The following is a 17,003-nucleotide window of genomic DNA, read 5'->3' as shown; positions in this document are numbered from 1 at the left end:
GTTTCTTATTTTTACACATTCCCTTTTTTTCTCAGTCCGGCACGTATGCGGCTTAATGATTGCGGAGTGATATACAGGTATGAAGCCAGGTATTTCAGCGGTACATCCTGCAATAGTTCCGGGTTCTCTTCCATTAATGTAAGATAACGCTCTTTGGCGGTAGGCGGCGCCCCATAAGCCAGTGTCGAAGCGTCTACTGACAATATTTCACGTTCAAAAATCTTCCTGCCGAAGTTTGCCATCTCGATAGAGTGTGCGAACAGAGCTTCCAATTTGACTTTACTGATGCAATAGGCTGTACTGTCGTTTACAGACTCGATATTGACCTGAGACGGTTTGTCGTCCACATAGCCCCATGAAGAGAATGCGGCATCACCGGGACTGACGAACCATAAGGAGTTTTCCGTTCCGTCTGCCAGATAGTATGCCCGCCATATACCTTTCTTTATGAGGTAGAAATTAGAATTCCGTTCTCCTTTCTCTATTATGAGCTCTCCTTTGGAAAAAGCAACTTCTTCCATATGAGACAATAGCTCAAATAAACTTTTCTCGGGCAGTTTATACTTCTTGCAGAATTTCTTTAGCATGATTTCCATGCTGCAAAGATATTGATTTTTCCTTGCCATTTCTTTTCCTGCCTATATAAATAATGAGTATGAAAAGAGCGGTCAACAGTTCCGCCAGCGGGGTAGCCAGCCAAATTCCCGGTTTACCCAGCAACAGCGGAAGTCCGTAAAAGCAGAGTGTCAGTAGGATAAATCCACGTAGCAGCGTGATGAAAGTGGCGTATTTGGCACGTTCCACACTCTGAAAATAGCCGATGGAAACTATGTTAACCGCAAAAAACACGAAACCGGATGCATATAGAGGCAAACCTTTCACTGCTATGTCATAGGCAGGATAACTCCGGTCGATGAACATGGCGACAATCTCCCGGCTGCAGAATATTGTAATCAGCGCAAAGCATATTCCGCAACCAATGGCTGTCTTTAAGGCGAGCAGGTAGGCTTGGCGTACACGAGGCGTCTCGTTGAGCCCGTAATTGAAGCTGATAATAGGCTGCGCCGACTGCGCAATGGCATTGTATACCATAAATATAATCGGGAAGAAGTAGCAGGCAATGCTGAATGCCGCCACACCGTCTTCTTTCAAATAATGAATGAATACAAGGTTGCCGACAAACATCATGCAGGCAATCGCCACTTCACACAGAAAGGCGGATGACCCCAGCCGGCACATATAACCCACATTGCGTTTCATCAGCTTCATGCTGTTGCGGCTGAGCTTCACCGGATAGAACCGCAGGGCACAGTTGCGCCGTGCGAGATAGACAATAATCATCAGCGCTCCCACCGTCGTTCCTATGGCACTTGCGAAAGCCGCGCCGAACATCCCCCAGCCGAAGGGGAAAATAAACAGATAATCGAGTATGATATTCAGAACGGCGGCAACTATATTGCACAACATGGCGAAGTTGGGCGAACCGTCCAGTCGCAGGAAAAACATTCCCGAATTAAGCAGGGCCGTAAAAGCGGAGAATGGCACGAACCAGCGCATGTATTCTACTGCCAAAGGTTCGAGCCGTTCCGAACCGCCTAACAGATGCACCACTTGCGGCGCAAACAGGCAAAACAGGGTGGAAGTGCATATCAGCAACAAGGAGGATACCACTATGGATTGTGTAATATTGATACGTGCCACTTTGGGCTTATTGTGCGACAAGTGGATGGAAGCCACTACAGATGCTCCTACACCGAACATCAGGCCGATGCCGGTGGAGAATAACCATAGCGGCGCCACGATATTAACGGCGGCAAGGGCATCGCTGCCTATACCTTTTCCCACAAAGATACCGTCGGTAATGACGAATAATGCGGAAAATATCATTCCCAGTACGGTAGGGAGCAGTAATTTGCGGAATAATGCCGCAATGTCCATGTTCTTGAAGTCAATGCTGTCTCTCATCTTTTCCATAATCTTCAGTCTTCTATATATTATTGTAATCTGTTTCTTCGTTTAAGAAGTCCGGCTGCTAATATTTATTTGTTCCACCGTGGGGAAGTTTTCGTTCCACCGTGGAGAAACTTGTGTTCCATCATGGAGAAGTTTCTGTTCCACCATGGTGGAACGAATAAACAGTAGCAATGCCTCTTTTTAGACAGTGTTTTGATTTTATTTCGGCTTTCCTCTGAGAAAGCCTGAAAAAAGAAAATCAAAATACTTGTCTTAACTGTCTCAAACACTTTCTTTTCTTTTTCGGGGGGCAAAAGTAGGACTTTTGAACGGGATAGAAATTAACAAATGGTAATTTCCGACAGAAAAAATATATTTAACTCTGCCAAACTGACAGACAAACTGTCACATTCATAAATCTGCCGCCTCCTTGAACAATTTGGCACGACGTTTGTCTTTTTATTGGCGTCTGCCAACGAGGCGGACACCGAAACTGAATAATAACAAATAAAATAATAACGATCATGGGAAAAATTATTGGTATTGACTTAGGAACAACAAACTCTTGCGTTTCCGTATTCGAAGGAAACGAACCTGTAGTAATTGCAAACAGCGAAGGCAAACGCACCACTCCTTCTGTTGTGGCGTTTGTGGACGGTGGTGAACGTAAGGTGGGTGACCCTGCAAAGCGTCAGGCTATCACAAACCCGACGAGAACAGTGTTCTCAATCAAACGTTTCATGGGTGAGAACTGGGATCAGGTACAAAAAGAAATAGCCCGCGTGCCTTATAAAGTAGTGAAGGGTGACAACAATACTCCGCGTGTGGATATTGACGGACGTCTCTATACTCCGCAGGAAATCTCTGCAATGATTCTGCAGAAAATGAAAAAGACCGCTGAGGATTATCTGGGACAAGAAGTGACGGAAGCCGTTATTACCGTTCCGGCTTACTTCTCCGATTCTCAACGTCAGGCTACCAAAGAAGCCGGCCAGATTGCCGGTCTGGAAGTAAAGCGTATTGTGAACGAGCCGACTGCCGCAGCTTTGGCTTACGGTATCGACAAGGCGCATAAGGATATGAAGGTTGCCGTATTCGACCTCGGTGGCGGTACATTCGATATTTCTATCCTTGAGTTCGGTGGCGGTGTGTTCGAAGTATTGTCAACCAACGGTGATACTCATCTGGGTGGTGATGACTTCGACCAGGTTATCATCGACTGGCTGGTTCAAGAGTTCAAGAACGACGAAGGTGCTGACCTTACTCAGGATCCGATGGCTATGCAGCGTTTGAAAGAAGCTGCCGAAAAGGCAAAGATCGAATTGTCTTCTTCTACCAGTACGGAAATCAACCTGCCGTACATTATGCCGGTAGGCGGTGTGCCCAAGCATTTGGTTAAGACTCTGACGCGTGCCAAATTCGAGGCTTTGGCTCACAATTTGATTCAGGCTTGTCTTGAACCTTGCAAGAAGGCTATGAGTGATGCCGGTTTGGGCAACTCCGATATAGATGAAGTTATCCTTGTAGGTGGTTCTTCACGTATACCGGCTGTACAGAAATTGGTTGAAGACTTCTTCGGTAAAGTTCCTTCCAAAGGCGTGAATCCGGATGAGGTAGTAGCGGTAGGTGCTGCCGTACAGGGCGCTGTTTTGACAGACGAAATCAAGGGTGTTGTATTGCTGGATGTTACTCCGCTGTCTATGGGTATCGAGACTATGGGTGGTGTAATGACCAAGCTGATTGACGCCAATACGACTATTCCTTGCAAGAAGAGCGAAACATTCTCTACCGCCGCCGATAACCAGACGGAAGTTACTATCCACGTATTGCAGGGTGAACGTCCGATGGCTGCACAGAACAAGTCAATCGGTCAGTTTAACCTGACAGGTATCGCTCCGGCACGTCGCGGCATTCCTCAGATCGAGGTAACATTCGATATCGATGCCAACGGTATCTTGAAAGTATCTGCCAAGGATAAGGCTACCGGTAAGGAACAGGCTATCCGTATCGAGGCTTCCAGCGGTTTGAGCAAGGAAGAAATCGAAAAGATGAAAGCCGAAGCCGAAGCAAATGCCGAAGCCGATAAGAAAGAACGTGAGAAAGTTGACAAACTGAACCAAGCCGACTCAATGATTTTCACTACTGAAAATCAACTGAAGGAACTGGGCGATAAGTTGCCTGCCGACAAGAAAGCTCCGATTGAAGCTGCCCTTCAGAAACTGAAAGATGCTCACAAAGCACAGGATTTGGCTGCTGTTGACTCTGCAATGGCTGAACTGAATACTGCTTTTCAGGCCGCAAGCGCTGAAATGTATGCTCAGAGCGGTGCTCAGGGTGGTGCACAAGCCGGTCCTGATATGAATGCCGGACAACAAGGCGGCGCTCAGGATAATGGCAATAAGCATGGGGATAATGTACAGGATGCTGACTTTGAGGAAGTGAAATAAGTATCGGTAAACAACGATAACCAACGATAGAAAAGTGGGGTGTAGCTCAATGAGTTACTCCCTATTTTGTTTTTAGCACTTTCTAATAGATTTGCTTGTTTCTCGGATTTTTATCGTATATTTGTACCATATTTGTGCCGGCACTTAAAAGTAGATAAAGTGACACTTAATATATTGTCGGTATTGATAGTGAATAATTTATGTTTCAAAGACAGATATGCCAGCAGCAAAGTTCGAGATAGTACGCAAATGCAAGGTCTGCGGAGAATTGTTCAAGGCGAAGACCATTGAATCTTGGTATTGTTCTCCAAGATGCTCCAAAATTGCTTGGAAAAGAAACAAGGACGAGGAACTGAGGATGCAGAAATTGGATGAGGTTGTGAAGAAGATACCGAAATCCAAAGACTATATCACTGTTCCCGAAGCCTATGCTTTGTTCGGGATTAGCAAAGAAACCCTATGTAGCTAACACTTGAAAAGGGACCCGGGTAGCATTTGAAACGTGTACCACCCGATAGGTTTTGCAAAGTTAATTAAACTTGTTTATTTATCATATCTTGTGTTTCTTTCATTCTGTACGATTTTCCCGTCATGTTCAGTAGAATCGCCTTGTGCGTTAGCCTGTCTACCATTGCTGTAACCAGTACTTTGTCCGCAATAATCTCGTCCCATCTGTTGAATGCGAGATTTGTTGTAATGACGGTTGTTTTCTTGTCAGTTCTGAGTGAGAGATGGTTGAACAACATCTCCGCTCCCGCCTTGTCACAAGAAACGTATCCGAACTCGTCGCAGATGACCATGTCGTATCGTTCGAACTTGTTCTCGAGCGCCCTTAGTGTCATTGCGTTCCTGCATTCCCTTATCTGCGTAAGCAGCCTGGGCACGGAAGTGAACAGTACGGAGTATCCCGCGTTGCAGGCCGCAATCCCCAAGGCTGTAGCCAGATGGGTCTTTCCGGTCCCGGGATTCCCGTATAGTATAAGGTTGCGCCCTTCCTTGATGAAATCGAGCGTCTCAAGGTTTGGCAAGGCCTTCCGTGCTTCAGGCGGAAGCGCGTCCGTGTCTATTTCGTTGAGATATCGCAACTGTGGGAACGCGGCATTTTTGATGCGGTGCCGGCGCTGGTTCTCCGAGCGGTTTTCTTTTTCCCGACGCAGGAGTTCGGCCGTGAACATCCACAGGTTCCATTGTTCATCAAGCCCTTGCTGTATAAGCAGGTCAATGTCGCGTCGTACCAGCGGGAGTTTGAGGTCGAAGGCATACGCACGTATCCGTTCGCGTATGGAGTCTTGATTTTCGTTTTGTTCCATTGCTATGCAATTCTTATGTTGTTAGACGGTAATTTTGTTTACAGGTTGTTGTGCGGCGCCACATCCGATCATCGCCGAAAGTGTGTCCAATGTCTGTGAGGCCGATTCTTCAATGGCGCTCTGTTGTGGATCGGACGGGGACGGGGTCGGGGTGGCCGCTTCCTGACGGACGTTTGCGGCTCCATTGCCGTCACTGGCCAGCATCTCGGCGCCCAATTGTTCGGAAGACAGGCGTTTGAGTCCCCGGGAGGACAGACGGTCTGCCGCAGCCAGCATGTCGGCATAAGTGCGCCGGTTGTCACGGGTAAACACGAGCAGTTCGACAAACGATCTGGGAGAATCCGCAAAATGTTTGCGGAACAGTGCCGCCACGCCCGGGTGTACCTGTCGCATGGCCGTGGATCGTCCCAACGCCGCAGGCTTGCGCAGGAACGTGCCCAGATAGTGCATCAGGTCAATACGCCAGTCACCGGGACGCCGGGAGCGTACATGCGTGGCTACCTTGTCGCGACCGTCAAGCGCGACAATACGCTCGGAATACATCTTTACGGGTACCTCCCGACCGACAAGCCGGTCAGGCACAGAGTAATGCACGCCATCGACGGTAATGGTGGAATACTTCCCGACACGGGCATGCCGCTGCTCAAAGCAGCCCATGTCACCGTGGTCAAGCGGGCGCAAAGCCGCGATATCGGCCTGTACGCGCTCCTTCTTCTCCTGAGCGGACATGTTGGAAGCCTCCCCGTTGAGCCTGTCACAGACCTTGTCAAGATGGCACTGCGCCTGCTCCAGCGAACCGAAACGGACATCATAGGCGAAAGCCCGCCGGCGGATATGTTCCACCGAACGCTCCACCTTGCCTTTCTCCCATCCCGAACGCGGATTACAGAAATGAGGGGTGAAACAATAGTGGAGTTCCATGCGGCGCAGGGCATCGGTATGTTCGCGCTCCTGTCCAAGGAACTTCTTGACGGCCACCCGCATGTTATCGTAGGCCATTACTTGCGGCGTGCCCCCCAAAGCACGGAAGCAGTTGCGGTGTGCTTCCATCAGGGCCAACGTGTCCTCGCGGGAGAACAGGTATGCCCGCCGCAGGTTGCTATGGCTCATCGTGAACACGGCCATGTGCAGCTTCGTCTTGACACCGGCAATCCAAAGTGTCAGCACGCCCCAGTCAAACTCGCACCGGAACCCCGGTTCATACTCCTGGCGGATGAACGCCGCCGGGGACTTGGCCGGAGCGGACACCGCCACTTCCAATGCACGGACATACTGGCATACCGTCGAATAGGCAATCTCTATGTCTTGATCGCGCAACCGGCGCCACATGTCAATCTTGCGCATCTGCTGCTTGCGCAATCCGGCCGCGGCATTAGACCGGTTGCGGGCCATGAAGCCGTCTATCGCCTCCATCACCTGCTGGTTCATCACTCTGCGGACACGTTTGCTGCTGTCATAGCGCACCGGCTGCTGCAGGTACGTGTCCATTACTTCCGCGTCGGGGTTGTCACCGACCGCTTGTTCGAAAGCCCGGAGATACTTGCGTACAGTCTTGCGGCTCATGCCGTTACGACGGGCGATCTCACGGATGCTCAATCCGTCACGCCTATAGGCGAGAATTATGGAATCTCTTTCTTCCATGTGGTACATATTATGAACGCCATTGGTTTTTATGAATATACCAATTTTGTTCGGTTAAACATACCCATGGGTGGGGCACTTTTTAAATGTTGTTCCGGGTCCCTTTTCAAGTGTTAGCTACAGAAATGAATGTGGCGGAGTACGTTTGTTTTAGACGTTTATAAAGACTTCGGACAAACCATCCTTTCTGTGAGCTGTAATATATCCAAAGTTCGTGTCAGGACTGTTACAAGAATTGCCTATGTCGCACAAAACCGCTCCGCGCTTCCATGCCACATAAGCCGTTACAGCCGCTCGCAAGCTCGCACTGGGCTGACCAGTTTTATTTTATCGTATCACCTTATTATAAATCATTAGATATGGCAACAACGGAAGAAAACAAGGATGAAAAGAAAGAGGCTATAAAGCGCACAAAGCGGCTGGAGGCCAGAGTGACCGAAAAAGAATACGCAAAAGTCGTAGAACTTGCCGAGACCTGCGGTTTGACTTTGAGCGACTATATTCGAAAATGTGCTTTGAGGCAGCATCCGAGGCGGCGACTTACCGACAAGGAGGTGGAAGCCCTTTGCAGTCTCTCTGATGCACGGGGCGAACTAATACGAATAGCGGCAGCCGTCAAGTCCATACAGGGCAGCCATCGGGCGCAATACTTCGCAGACACCCGTTTCGTGGAGCAGTGGATGCGTGCCGCCGTTCCCCTTATAGCCCGTTGGAATGAAATTCAGGAATACATCACTCAATAAATCCCCAACCAGATGATAGCAAAAGCGGCCACCATCAGCCACGGCGGAAACGCCGTCCGCTATTCGGTCAACAAGGACAAGGCCGAGATAGTGAAAGTGAATTTCTTACCCGATGATATATCGGCTGAAGCCATGTTTCAGCGCATGGTACTCAAACAAAAAGAATTTTCCAGTATAATCAACAAAGGCAGACCGCTCAAACGGAATGTGATAAGAATGGAAATATCCCCAACTAAGGAAGAATCCGCAGGTTGGACACTGGCTGATTGGGTAAGGTTGGCAAACGAGTACATCCGAGTATTTGATTCCATCGACCTCTCGAAAAAGGCCAAACGTGCCAGTGCGAAGTTCACCAACGTGAAGAACAGTCAGTATGTAGTTGCACTCCACCATGATGCGAAAAGTGGCATACCTCATCTACACATAGATGTAAACCGTGTGGACATGGATGGAAAGGTCAATGATGACCACCTGATAGCGGAACGGGCAATGTCGGCTGCGTACATCATCAATGAACGGCGTGGATGGGTACAGCCGGAGAATATTTACGAGAAACGCAGACTGGAGATAGCTGACACTTGCATGGATGTACTCCGATCCTTGCCGGAATTCAGTTGGTCAGGCTATGAGGCCGGACTGAAAGCGCACGGCTACGTTATACACTTGCAAGAGAATGACAAGGGGAATGTACGAGGCTATTCTGTCCTGTCGGGCAACTCCAGTTATAAATCCTCCCTTCTCGGTAAAGGCCGACACCTCATGCCGTCAAAGATAGAAGCGACATGGGCAAGGCTTCATGGAGAGCGGAAATCTTCGCTAATCCCAAATTCCGAACAGGGAATACGGCCAGCTATCGTTTCGACTGAGATGTCACAGACCAACCATCTGGCCCCAGTTATCAAGCACTACGACATTTCCACAGATGAATACCACCATTACCATGTGGCCATATCGGAAGAAGCGGACGAAATCATCCGCAAGGAATGTTCCGTGCCGGATGACAATTCCTTTGCGACCATTGAAGATGTACAGAAAACCGCCTTGCTCCTTTTTGCCGAATACCTTGACGGTGCAACGAGCATGGCTGCATCCAGTGGCGGCGGAGGTTCCGACATGAGCGGATGGGGAAAAGATAAAGATGAGGACGAACGTGAATGGGCAAGGCGATGTGCTCAAATGGCTAATCACTTTTGCAAGCGCAGGAGAGGTCTACACAGATAATTGTTTCACTTAAAATCAATGAAGTATGGGAATTGGAAAAGGGAAATCCGACAAGATAAACATTGACGGCCTCATAGAAAGTACCAATAATGAGAGTAAGATCTTGCAGGTAGAACGCAGCTTTACTGAAAACATAGCGGAACTGAAACAGACAACCGCTGTGCTCAATGCCGCTATTGACCGTATGGAAAGCATCGTTTCAAAATTCAACTCATCTGCTCAAGAAATGCAGATGAAGAAAATCGATGCACAAGTACATCCTCAAACCCTAAAATCTTTGAACAACATTTGTATGAACTTTGTTGTGGAAGTCGGTCGGCAACTTATGGCTCATCGTAACAAACAACTTGAACTGCAAAAGGAACATGAAAAACGGATAGCTTGTATGCTTGAAAAAAGTAAAGGAATATGGCTTTCGGACAAGTGGGTTAAAATCCTGTTTGTCTGCTTCCTTTTGTACAATGTCCTTGTCATATTCTATGTGCATATCAAGACATAAAAATCCTATACTCCATTTTGATAAATGATAATTTACCGATGCTTGGCCGTTCATCAACAATGGTAAAAGTTCATCGCGCTGCTTAGTAAGTATTGCGATTTCTTTTTGAAGTACAAATTGCTTATCAGCTATTCCATTTTGTAATTCAGCCCATTGCCTATAAGATTCTTTTGCGCCAACAACAAGAATTGGAAATTTACAAAGGTCATCCCTTGATACTTCTTTGAAGGTCGTACCAGAACCTAATTGCTCAATCTGCTTAATATGATGCTTTATGTAATAGTACAAATAGATGGAGTCTTCCATCTTCTTTGGAATAAAACTTTTGAAACCTTGATTTGTGCAGACATCATTCTTTGCAATAGATACAAGACCAATTGGAGCACGGCTTGACATAAGTACAGAGTTTATGGGAAGCATACTTGTACTGCAAGAATCAAAGCCTTGTTTGGTTATATTTCGTTCACCTTGGTACACGAATTTTGATTGTTGGTCTGATAAATCCTTTGGAGTTATCCACACGATATCTCCTCCGTAATTTGCTTCATCAGCAGTTGAAGGCGTTGCACCATTCTTGATTTCAGTAAAGTCTATTAGGTTTTTGACTTGCCAATCAATAGGGATTTCTCGCTTTAACCGTTTATTGTAGGACATTTTACCACCACTTGACTTATAAGGCCGTCCGTTCTCATCTGGAAAGTTGAACTGCACAAACCAATAGTCGTAAAGTTGCTTCGCCATCTTCTCTAAATTATCATTTAGCGCATTCACTTGCAACCTTTTCTATATTATATAGACATAAACCTAAAGATATAGAAAATGAAAAGAACAGTTATACACACCGTTGTGGATGGAATGGCAACCATTTTATCCAAAGAGCAGCTTAATTTGCTTGAAAACATACTTACGCAGGCATTAGATAGCTACGAAGTTATACCTTCCATCAGTGAAGAAGAACAACAAGCAAAAGCCAATGCAGAACTATTGCAGGCGTATCTATCAGCGAAGAAGATAGAGGGTTGCTCAGAAAAGACAATCGGCTATTATCAATCTACTATTGACACGCTATTTGTGGCTGTTTGCAAGCCCGTGTGCGATGTTACAACTAACGATATACGCAACTATCTATCCGGCTATCAAGAACAGCGGAAAGTCAGTCGAGTAACTATCGACAATATGCGGCGCATCTTCTCTTCGTTTTTTGCATGGCTCGAAGATGAAGATTTCATTGTGAAAAGCCCTGTAAGACGTATCCATCGAGTGCGCACGGAAAGTCTCGTGAAGGAGGTACTGACTGATGAAAACATGGAGGTACTGCGTGATAGTTGCCAAGAAATCCGTGACATCGCCATGATTGATTTGCTTGCCAGCACAGGTATGCGTGTAGGCGAATTGGTCAACCTCAATCGTGAAGACATTGATTTTCATGAACGGCAATGTGTAGTATTTGGAAAAGGAAACAAGGAGCGTGAAGTATATTTCAATGCCCGAACCAAAATACACTTACAGAACTACTTGAGTAGTCGCACGGATGATAATCCTGCATTGTTCGTATCGCTCTCAAATCCTCATTCTCGGCTTTCAATTAGTGGCGTGGAAGTGCGTTTGCGAACACTTGGTCGTAAAGTGAATATAGCCAAGGTACATCCCCATAAGTTCAGGCGTACATTGGCAACTATGGCCATTGACAAAGGGATGCCCATAGAGCAAGTGCAACGATTGCTCGGTCACGTCAAGATTGACACTACCTTGCACTATGCAATGGTCAATCAGAACAATGTGAAAATGGCTCACAGGAAATATATAGGGTAATATTCTTGAATATTAGCCAAATCCACTACCTTTGCATAAAAATAGATTTAGGTATGATATTGGCTGATATTGCAGAGTATGTGACAGATAAAATTAGTAGTAACGATGTTTCGTTAAACAACTATGTTACTACAGACTCTTTATTACAAAATAAGAGAGGCAGAGAATGTGCGCAGAATTTGCCTCCAATGCCTTGTGCCCTTATGCATTTTCAGCCTAAGGATATTTTAATAGCCAATATTCGTCCCTATTTGAAAAAGATTTGGTTTGCCGATATTGAAGGAGGATGTTCGTCTGACGTACTTGTTTTTAGAGCTAAAGAAGGACATTTCCCAAACTTTTTATATGCGACATTGATGCAAGACGCATTTTATGACTATGTAATGAAAGGCGTGAAAGGAAGCAAAATGCCACGTGGCGACAAGGAGCAAATAATGCGATATAAAATGCCGACATTCTCTTCTGATGAAGAACAGAATATCGGCAAAATAGTTGTTGATATAGAAAAGAAACTTCAACTTAGTCGTGCGATAAATGATAATTTACCGATGCTTGGCCATTCATCAGAAGGGGCAAAAGGTCGTCACGCTGCTTAGTAAGTTCCACTATCTGCATTTCATTTTTCTTAATCATTAGAAATAACGGTGTTATTATTTCATCGAATTTTGCAAGGCTGTCTGCATCAGGCTTTACCAATAAAATTGAGTATAATGTAGATGAAGTCATACTTGGTACTCCTGTTCCAGAATCCCATCGTGTAAAATCAATATCTTTAATTGAATAAAATACGTATTTTGCACAATGTGGTTGCTTCATTTCAGAATAGAACATCGTATCAACAGACCAAAAAGCATCGTTAACATACATAATGTTATTTAATGATCCCTTGCGAGGCATTAGGATAGATTCTCCAGAATATATGAAACTATCAACCTTACGTATTTCTCCACCACTTCCATAAACAGGGTATATTCCATTGCCTAAATGTTTATGGTCACGCCCATTTTTGATAATGAGGTAATATTCCAAAGTGCAATTATCCCATTCTTTAGGAATTTCTCGTTTCAACTTCTCATTCCACACCATTGCTCCACCGCTTGACTTATAAGGTCGTCCATTCTCATTGGGAAAATCGAACTGCACGAACCAATAGTCGTAAAGTTGCTTCGCCATCTTCTCTAAATTATCATTTATCTGACGATTGAGTTCTATTTTGCGGTCGATATTGGATAACAGATTTCCAATAGCTTTTTGCACTTCCAGTGATGGGAGCAGAATGGGAATCTGAAATATTGTTTCGTTAGAAAGAGTGTATCTTTGCCCGCTTCCAGAAGCATTGTTCTCAAAATACTTTTGGATATAACGTGTGTGCATAAAAGCGTTTAGATACTTTCCGTCTAAAACATCATCATTAGGTGTAATCAAGGCACAGTGGTAGCCAAGAAGTACGTTATCAAAATCGTCAGCGATATAAGCTGGAATGCCAATATCATCTCTTGTTTCGCTATCTTTCGTTATAGCGACCTGCCCTTTGTGAATAGAGCATTTGGCAATTTCTGTTTCTTTCGCAGATGCAATCATAAAGTTTTCTGATAACTTCTGTGTAATTGCCCAGTTTCGATATACGTCAACAAAATTGCATAACCTTACAGGGGTTTCACCATCAACGGATTTCTTATCTACTCCGCTAATTTCAATCTTAGCTATGTCACCCAGTTTATATTTTTTCAGTTCCATATAGCCTTATTTTAAAAAGGTAAATCATCAGGATCAATTTCGGTTGATACATATCTTGCTTGTGCAGGATATTTATTCCGATAGTAATTCAACAAGAATAATCCGATTGTAGATACAGCGTTAACTACAAAGTAAGCGCATAAAGAGTCGTTTATAATAAAATCATCTTTCGTTTTTCCATGCATTTCTGTTTTTGTGCTACGTAAATCTTCTATTGCTGTGCTACAACTAATTAAGGAACTGGCGATGGTTCTAATTTCTTTAGGGCATGATTGGTCATTGTTAATATTAAATGCTTTGCAAATATTTTTTATCAAAGTGGACAATGTATCCCTGTTGTTATATTGTATGGACACTCTTTTATCCTTTAAAATAGCTTTAATAATACTTTCTAATGCGGAGTTCGCCAGACCGATAGCAAGGCTAGGGTCTTTTTCAACATTACAATACGCTTTCTCAAATGTTTGAGCAGCTGTTTCAAAGGATGATTTTAATTCATTCTTAAACATAGGAATTGATGGTATAAAGTCCGGAGTGTCAAGCCCTAAATCTATTGCTATCTTTAACAAAGTTTCCCCATCTATCTGATGGAGAGTTTTCTTCAAATCAATTTTTTTATGTTCATTGTCTTTATATTGGATATAAAAATTTGCATTGCCAAAGTCATCGTAAAATACTTGCCATTTGCAGACATAAGCTTCTACATCATCATACGACTTAAACAATTCATACAATTTATCATTGATGTTTTGTATGATATTCATTTGGTATTTTGGCGATATTTGATTGCTCATTTCACAATAATTTCTTTAATTCTTCACTATCAGGCAAAGCTTTGCGCAACTTTTCAGGCATATCTGCCGATGTCGTATAGGTAGCCACGCCCATTGGCTTATTGTAATCTTGGATGACATATTCCACATATTCCTTGTCTGCCTCTTTGCACAGCACAATTCCTATGGTTGGATTTTCATGCGGCTTTTTCACGTGGTCATCCAAAATGCGCAGATAAGCCATAAGTTGTCCAAGATAGCCGGGCTTGAAAGAGCCCGTCTTTAGTTCCACACATACCATTGCATTCAGTTCGCGATTGAAGAAAAGCAAGTCAGGGAAATGCTCTACACCATAAACTTCAAGATGGTATTGATTGCCTATGAATGCGAAATCGCGCCCAAAGGTCATAATGAACCGTTTGATATTTTGAACAATCTGCTGTTCCACCACTCGCTCATCAACGTCCTCACTGTCACGTTCCCCAATTTCTTCCACATTGATAAAATCAAGTGCGTACTCATCCTTGAACATCATTACAGCCTTGCGAGCCTCCTTTGCATCAAGCATCGTTTTTGAAAAGTTGTTGGGAAGCTGTTGTTGGCAGGCAAAGGCGTTGTTGTTAATGAGCTTTACAAGGACTTCTACAGACAGGTGTTCTTGCGCACACCTCCGAATATAATAGTATCGTTCTTGCAGTTCTTTTACCTTGCTTATAATTCTTGAATGGTGCGTAAACGGCACAGCCAAGAACTCCATCGCCGGAAAGTCAGCTGTATTGGGAATAGTCATTGCATGGTATATGTCTATCTGCCCCGTTTCGGTAATCGTAATTACCGATTGCGGCGTTTCTTCTAATTCGGTAATCGCAATTACCGAATTATCGGATTTGTGCAGGCTGTTATCCAAAATATCCCATGCCTCATAGAACAACCTCATTTTTTTTAAACTTTCCGCAGAAAATCCTCGCAATCCCGGGAGTATCTTTCTGAGGTGATTGCTTATGCTTGCAAGCGCACCAGTTCCCCATTTGCCCTTTCGTGAATTTTGCGATACATATTTGCCTACGCTGTAATACACGGCCAGTTGGATGCGGTTCTCACCTTTCAGAGCCTCATATTGGCCTTGAAGTATAGCGGTTTTAATGGTTTCCGCAGCCTCTGTGTATATTGCGGGTATGTTATTAGTCTGTTGTATCATGTTGCTCTGGATTATTTATGTTATTGAATTGCAGGCTGTCAAGTTGCCTCATTATCTCTGCCTCTAATCGACGGCTTTCAGCGAATTGTTTAGCGAGCGTCCGTTTGTACTCTTCCATTCGAGCATAAAATTCCTCCTCTGTTATATCCACATAGTCAATCTTGATGTCGAAATACTGCCCGGCTGAAAGACTGTAACCTTTCTCTTTGATTTCATCGTAGGTCACGGCTACAGAGAAATCATCTACTGCCTCCTTGTTTTGGAATGTATTGACTATCTGGTCTATCTCAAAGTCGCGAAGGCGGCGTTTTTGATTGTTTCCCTCTTTATACTCCTCACCTAATTTACTGGCATCAATCAAGATGACCTTGTCGTGATTGGCCGACTTATCGAAGAAAATTACCGATACGTTGGTTCCAGTTGTAGCGAATACATTACTCGGCATGGAAATCACGCCGTACACCCATCGCTCGTCCACAATTCGCTGTAAGATACGCTTCTCCACACCGCTTTTGGCTGTGATGAAACCGGTGGGAATGACAATGGCAGCCTTGCCTGTAGTCTTCAAGGAGTTAAGCACATGCTGTATGAAACAGGTGTAGATGGCCATTTTGGGCTTCATCGGATCAACCTTTTTCACTGCATTGGGTACTCCCGCCCAAAAGCGGATAGTGTCGGATGCCAATGTGTCGCGATATTCGGGAAAGTCAAGTTTGAACGGCGGATTAGAAACTATGAAATCAAATTTGCGCAACACACCGTTGCTTTCCTTGTGTGACGGTTCTGTGAGTGTATTGCCTTGCACGACATTGGGGAGCGAGGCTGCAAAATTATTAAGAATCAAATTCAAGCGAAGCATTTCCGAAGACTTTTCTGAAATGTCCTGTGAGAAGATGGTACAGCGTTCTTCGCCTATTTGATGTGCCAGTGCCATAAGTAGTGTGCCTGTTCCAGCCGAAGGGTCATAGCAGGTCACGCCGCGCAAATCCGTGTTTTCGCCTACTAACAGGCGTGCCATCACTTGTGCGATGGCGCGTGGCGTGTAATATTCAGCATATTTTCCGCCTCCTGCGTTGTTGAACCCCTTTAATAGATGTTCGAAAATGCGCGAGAAGAAATCGTATTTTTCGTCAAAAACATCTTCAAAGTTGAATGAAGCCACATTACGCATCAGTGACTTGGCGAACTCGTCACGTTTTTGTGTATCAGTAACGTAGGTTGTCAACGGGAAGAAGATATTGACTTTGCTCTTTCCCGATGTGGTAACAGAGAATGTTTCGGCATTGAGCGAGGCAATATCTACCAATGTGGCATCAAGCAAAGTGGAGAAATCGCCCTTTGTGGCAGAATTATAAAGATGCGATAACGTATGTTCAGGCTTCAAACGTGGCACAGAATGTGGCAGATAGCTGAACAAATCTTCCACTTCCTCCTCGGTAAATGTGTCATACTCGGCATCCCATTTCTCTGCTTTTGACAAGCGTTCACCATACATCGGGTCACGCTTGGCTTCATAGCCAAACTTGTCATTGAAGAATTTATAGAGGAACATTTCTGTCACAATCTTGTACTCACTTCCTGTTCCTGCCAATCCGAAAGCTCCAGTGGTGCTTTTAAGAGAATCGATAAGAGCTATTGTAGCCTCTGATATATTGATATTACCCATATG

At 44.8% G+C, this 17,003-nt stretch carries 14 protein-coding genes and 1 pseudogene; 6 read left to right on the top strand and 9 right to left on the bottom strand.

All coding sequences use genetic code 11. The features are described 5' to 3' along the window. Positions 1-11 precede the first annotated feature (11 nt). Positions 12-596: a Crp/Fnr family transcriptional regulator gene (locus BUB52_RS06055; protein WP_009121492.1), complete on the bottom strand. Its 585-nt coding sequence runs from the start codon at positions 594-596 to the stop codon at positions 12-14. After that, on the bottom strand, positions 559-1,974 hold the full coding sequence (locus BUB52_RS06050) for an MATE family efflux transporter (protein WP_009121493.1): 1,416 nt from the start codon (positions 1,972-1,974) through the stop codon (positions 559-561). The genes BUB52_RS06055 and BUB52_RS06050 overlap by 38 nt, the downstream gene beginning before the upstream one ends. A 503-nt stretch (positions 1,975-2,477) precedes the next feature. On the opposite strand from BUB52_RS06050, the gene dnaK reads away from it, so the two are divergent. Beyond that, positions 2,478-4,400 (top strand): molecular chaperone DnaK, encoded by a 1,923-nt coding sequence (gene dnaK, locus BUB52_RS06045; protein ID WP_009121496.1) that lies wholly within the window; start codon positions 2,478-2,480, stop codon positions 4,398-4,400. A gap of 217 nt (positions 4,401-4,617) precedes the next feature. Continuing rightward, a pseudogene (locus BUB52_RS06035) lies at positions 4,618-4,860 on the top strand (recombination protein NinG); the annotation flags it as partial. 73 nt (positions 4,861-4,933) lie between these two features. Here BUB52_RS06035 and istB read toward each other — a convergent pair. Together istB and istA are read right to left on the bottom strand one after the other, a co-directional pair. Then, positions 4,934-5,710, bottom strand: a complete 777-nt coding sequence (istB, locus tag BUB52_RS06030) for an IS21-like element helper ATPase IstB (protein WP_009121499.1) — start codon at positions 5,708-5,710, stop codon at positions 4,934-4,936. A 21-nt stretch (positions 5,711-5,731) separates the two neighbouring features. Beyond that, a complete protein-coding gene (gene istA / locus BUB52_RS06025; protein WP_009121500.1) occupies positions 5,732-7,351 on the bottom strand; it encodes an IS21 family transposase in 1,620 nt (539 codons plus the stop codon). 359 nt (positions 7,352-7,710) lie between these two features. Between istA and BUB52_RS06020 the strand changes: the two genes are divergently transcribed. Next, a complete protein-coding gene (locus tag BUB52_RS06020; protein ID WP_039950574.1) occupies positions 7,711-8,094 on the top strand; it encodes a plasmid mobilization protein in 384 nt (127 codons plus the stop codon). 12 nt (positions 8,095-8,106) lie between these two features. Continuing rightward, positions 8,107-9,315, top strand: coding sequence for a relaxase/mobilization nuclease domain-containing protein (locus BUB52_RS06015; protein ID WP_008644496.1), 1,209 nt, complete (start codon positions 8,107-8,109; stop codon positions 9,313-9,315). 268 nt (positions 9,316-9,583) lie between these two features. Here BUB52_RS06015 and BUB52_RS06010 read toward each other — a convergent pair whose 3' ends face one another. Further along, positions 9,584-10,555 carry a restriction endonuclease subunit S gene (locus tag BUB52_RS06010; protein WP_039950507.1) on the bottom strand — a complete coding sequence of 324 codons (972 nt, stop codon included), beginning with the start codon at positions 10,553-10,555 and terminating at the stop codon, positions 9,584-9,586. 78 nt (positions 10,556-10,633) lie between these two features. Between BUB52_RS06010 and xerA the strand changes: the two genes are divergently transcribed. Next, positions 10,634-11,626, top strand: coding sequence for a site-specific tyrosine recombinase/integron integrase (gene xerA, locus BUB52_RS06005; protein ID WP_009121503.1), 993 nt, complete (start codon positions 10,634-10,636; stop codon positions 11,624-11,626). Between the two features lie 53 nt (positions 11,627-11,679). Next, positions 11,680-12,222 carry a restriction endonuclease subunit S domain-containing protein gene (locus BUB52_RS06000; RefSeq protein ID WP_039950510.1) on the top strand — a complete coding sequence of 181 codons (543 nt, stop codon included), beginning with the start codon at positions 11,680-11,682 and terminating at the stop codon, positions 12,220-12,222. Here the strand turns inward: BUB52_RS06000 and BUB52_RS05995 are convergent. The 4 genes from BUB52_RS05995 to BUB52_RS05980 are packed head-to-tail and all read right to left on the bottom strand — an operon-like array spanning position 12,146 to position 17,000. Beyond that, positions 12,146-13,363, bottom strand: coding sequence for a restriction endonuclease subunit S (locus tag BUB52_RS05995; protein WP_009121505.1), 1,218 nt, complete (start codon positions 13,361-13,363; stop codon positions 12,146-12,148). The two genes, BUB52_RS06000 and BUB52_RS05995, sit on opposite strands and share 77 nt — an antisense overlap. Positions 13,364-13,374: 11 nt before the next feature. Then, positions 13,375-14,157 carry an abortive infection family protein gene (locus BUB52_RS05990; RefSeq protein ID WP_009121506.1) on the bottom strand — a complete coding sequence of 261 codons (783 nt, stop codon included), beginning with the start codon at positions 14,155-14,157 and terminating at the stop codon, positions 13,375-13,377. A 1-nt stretch (position 14,158) separates the two neighbouring features. After that, positions 14,159-15,334 (bottom strand): PDDEXK nuclease domain-containing protein, encoded by a 1,176-nt coding sequence (locus BUB52_RS05985; RefSeq protein ID WP_008644513.1) that lies wholly within the window; start codon positions 15,332-15,334, stop codon positions 14,159-14,161. Continuing rightward, positions 15,318-17,000: an HsdM family class I SAM-dependent methyltransferase gene (locus BUB52_RS05980; protein WP_009121507.1), complete on the bottom strand. Its 1,683-nt coding sequence runs from the start codon at positions 16,998-17,000 to the stop codon at positions 15,318-15,320. Before BUB52_RS05980 ends, BUB52_RS05985 begins: the two co-directional genes overlap by 17 nt. Between the last annotated feature and the right edge of the window lie 3 nt (positions 17,001-17,003).

This window comes from Bacteroides clarus YIT 12056, from assembly GCF_900129655.1.
GTDB classification, from domain to species: Bacteria; Bacteroidota; Bacteroidia; order Bacteroidales; family Bacteroidaceae; genus Bacteroides; species Bacteroides clarus.
This window is presented reverse-complemented; position numbering and strand designations above follow the sequence as displayed.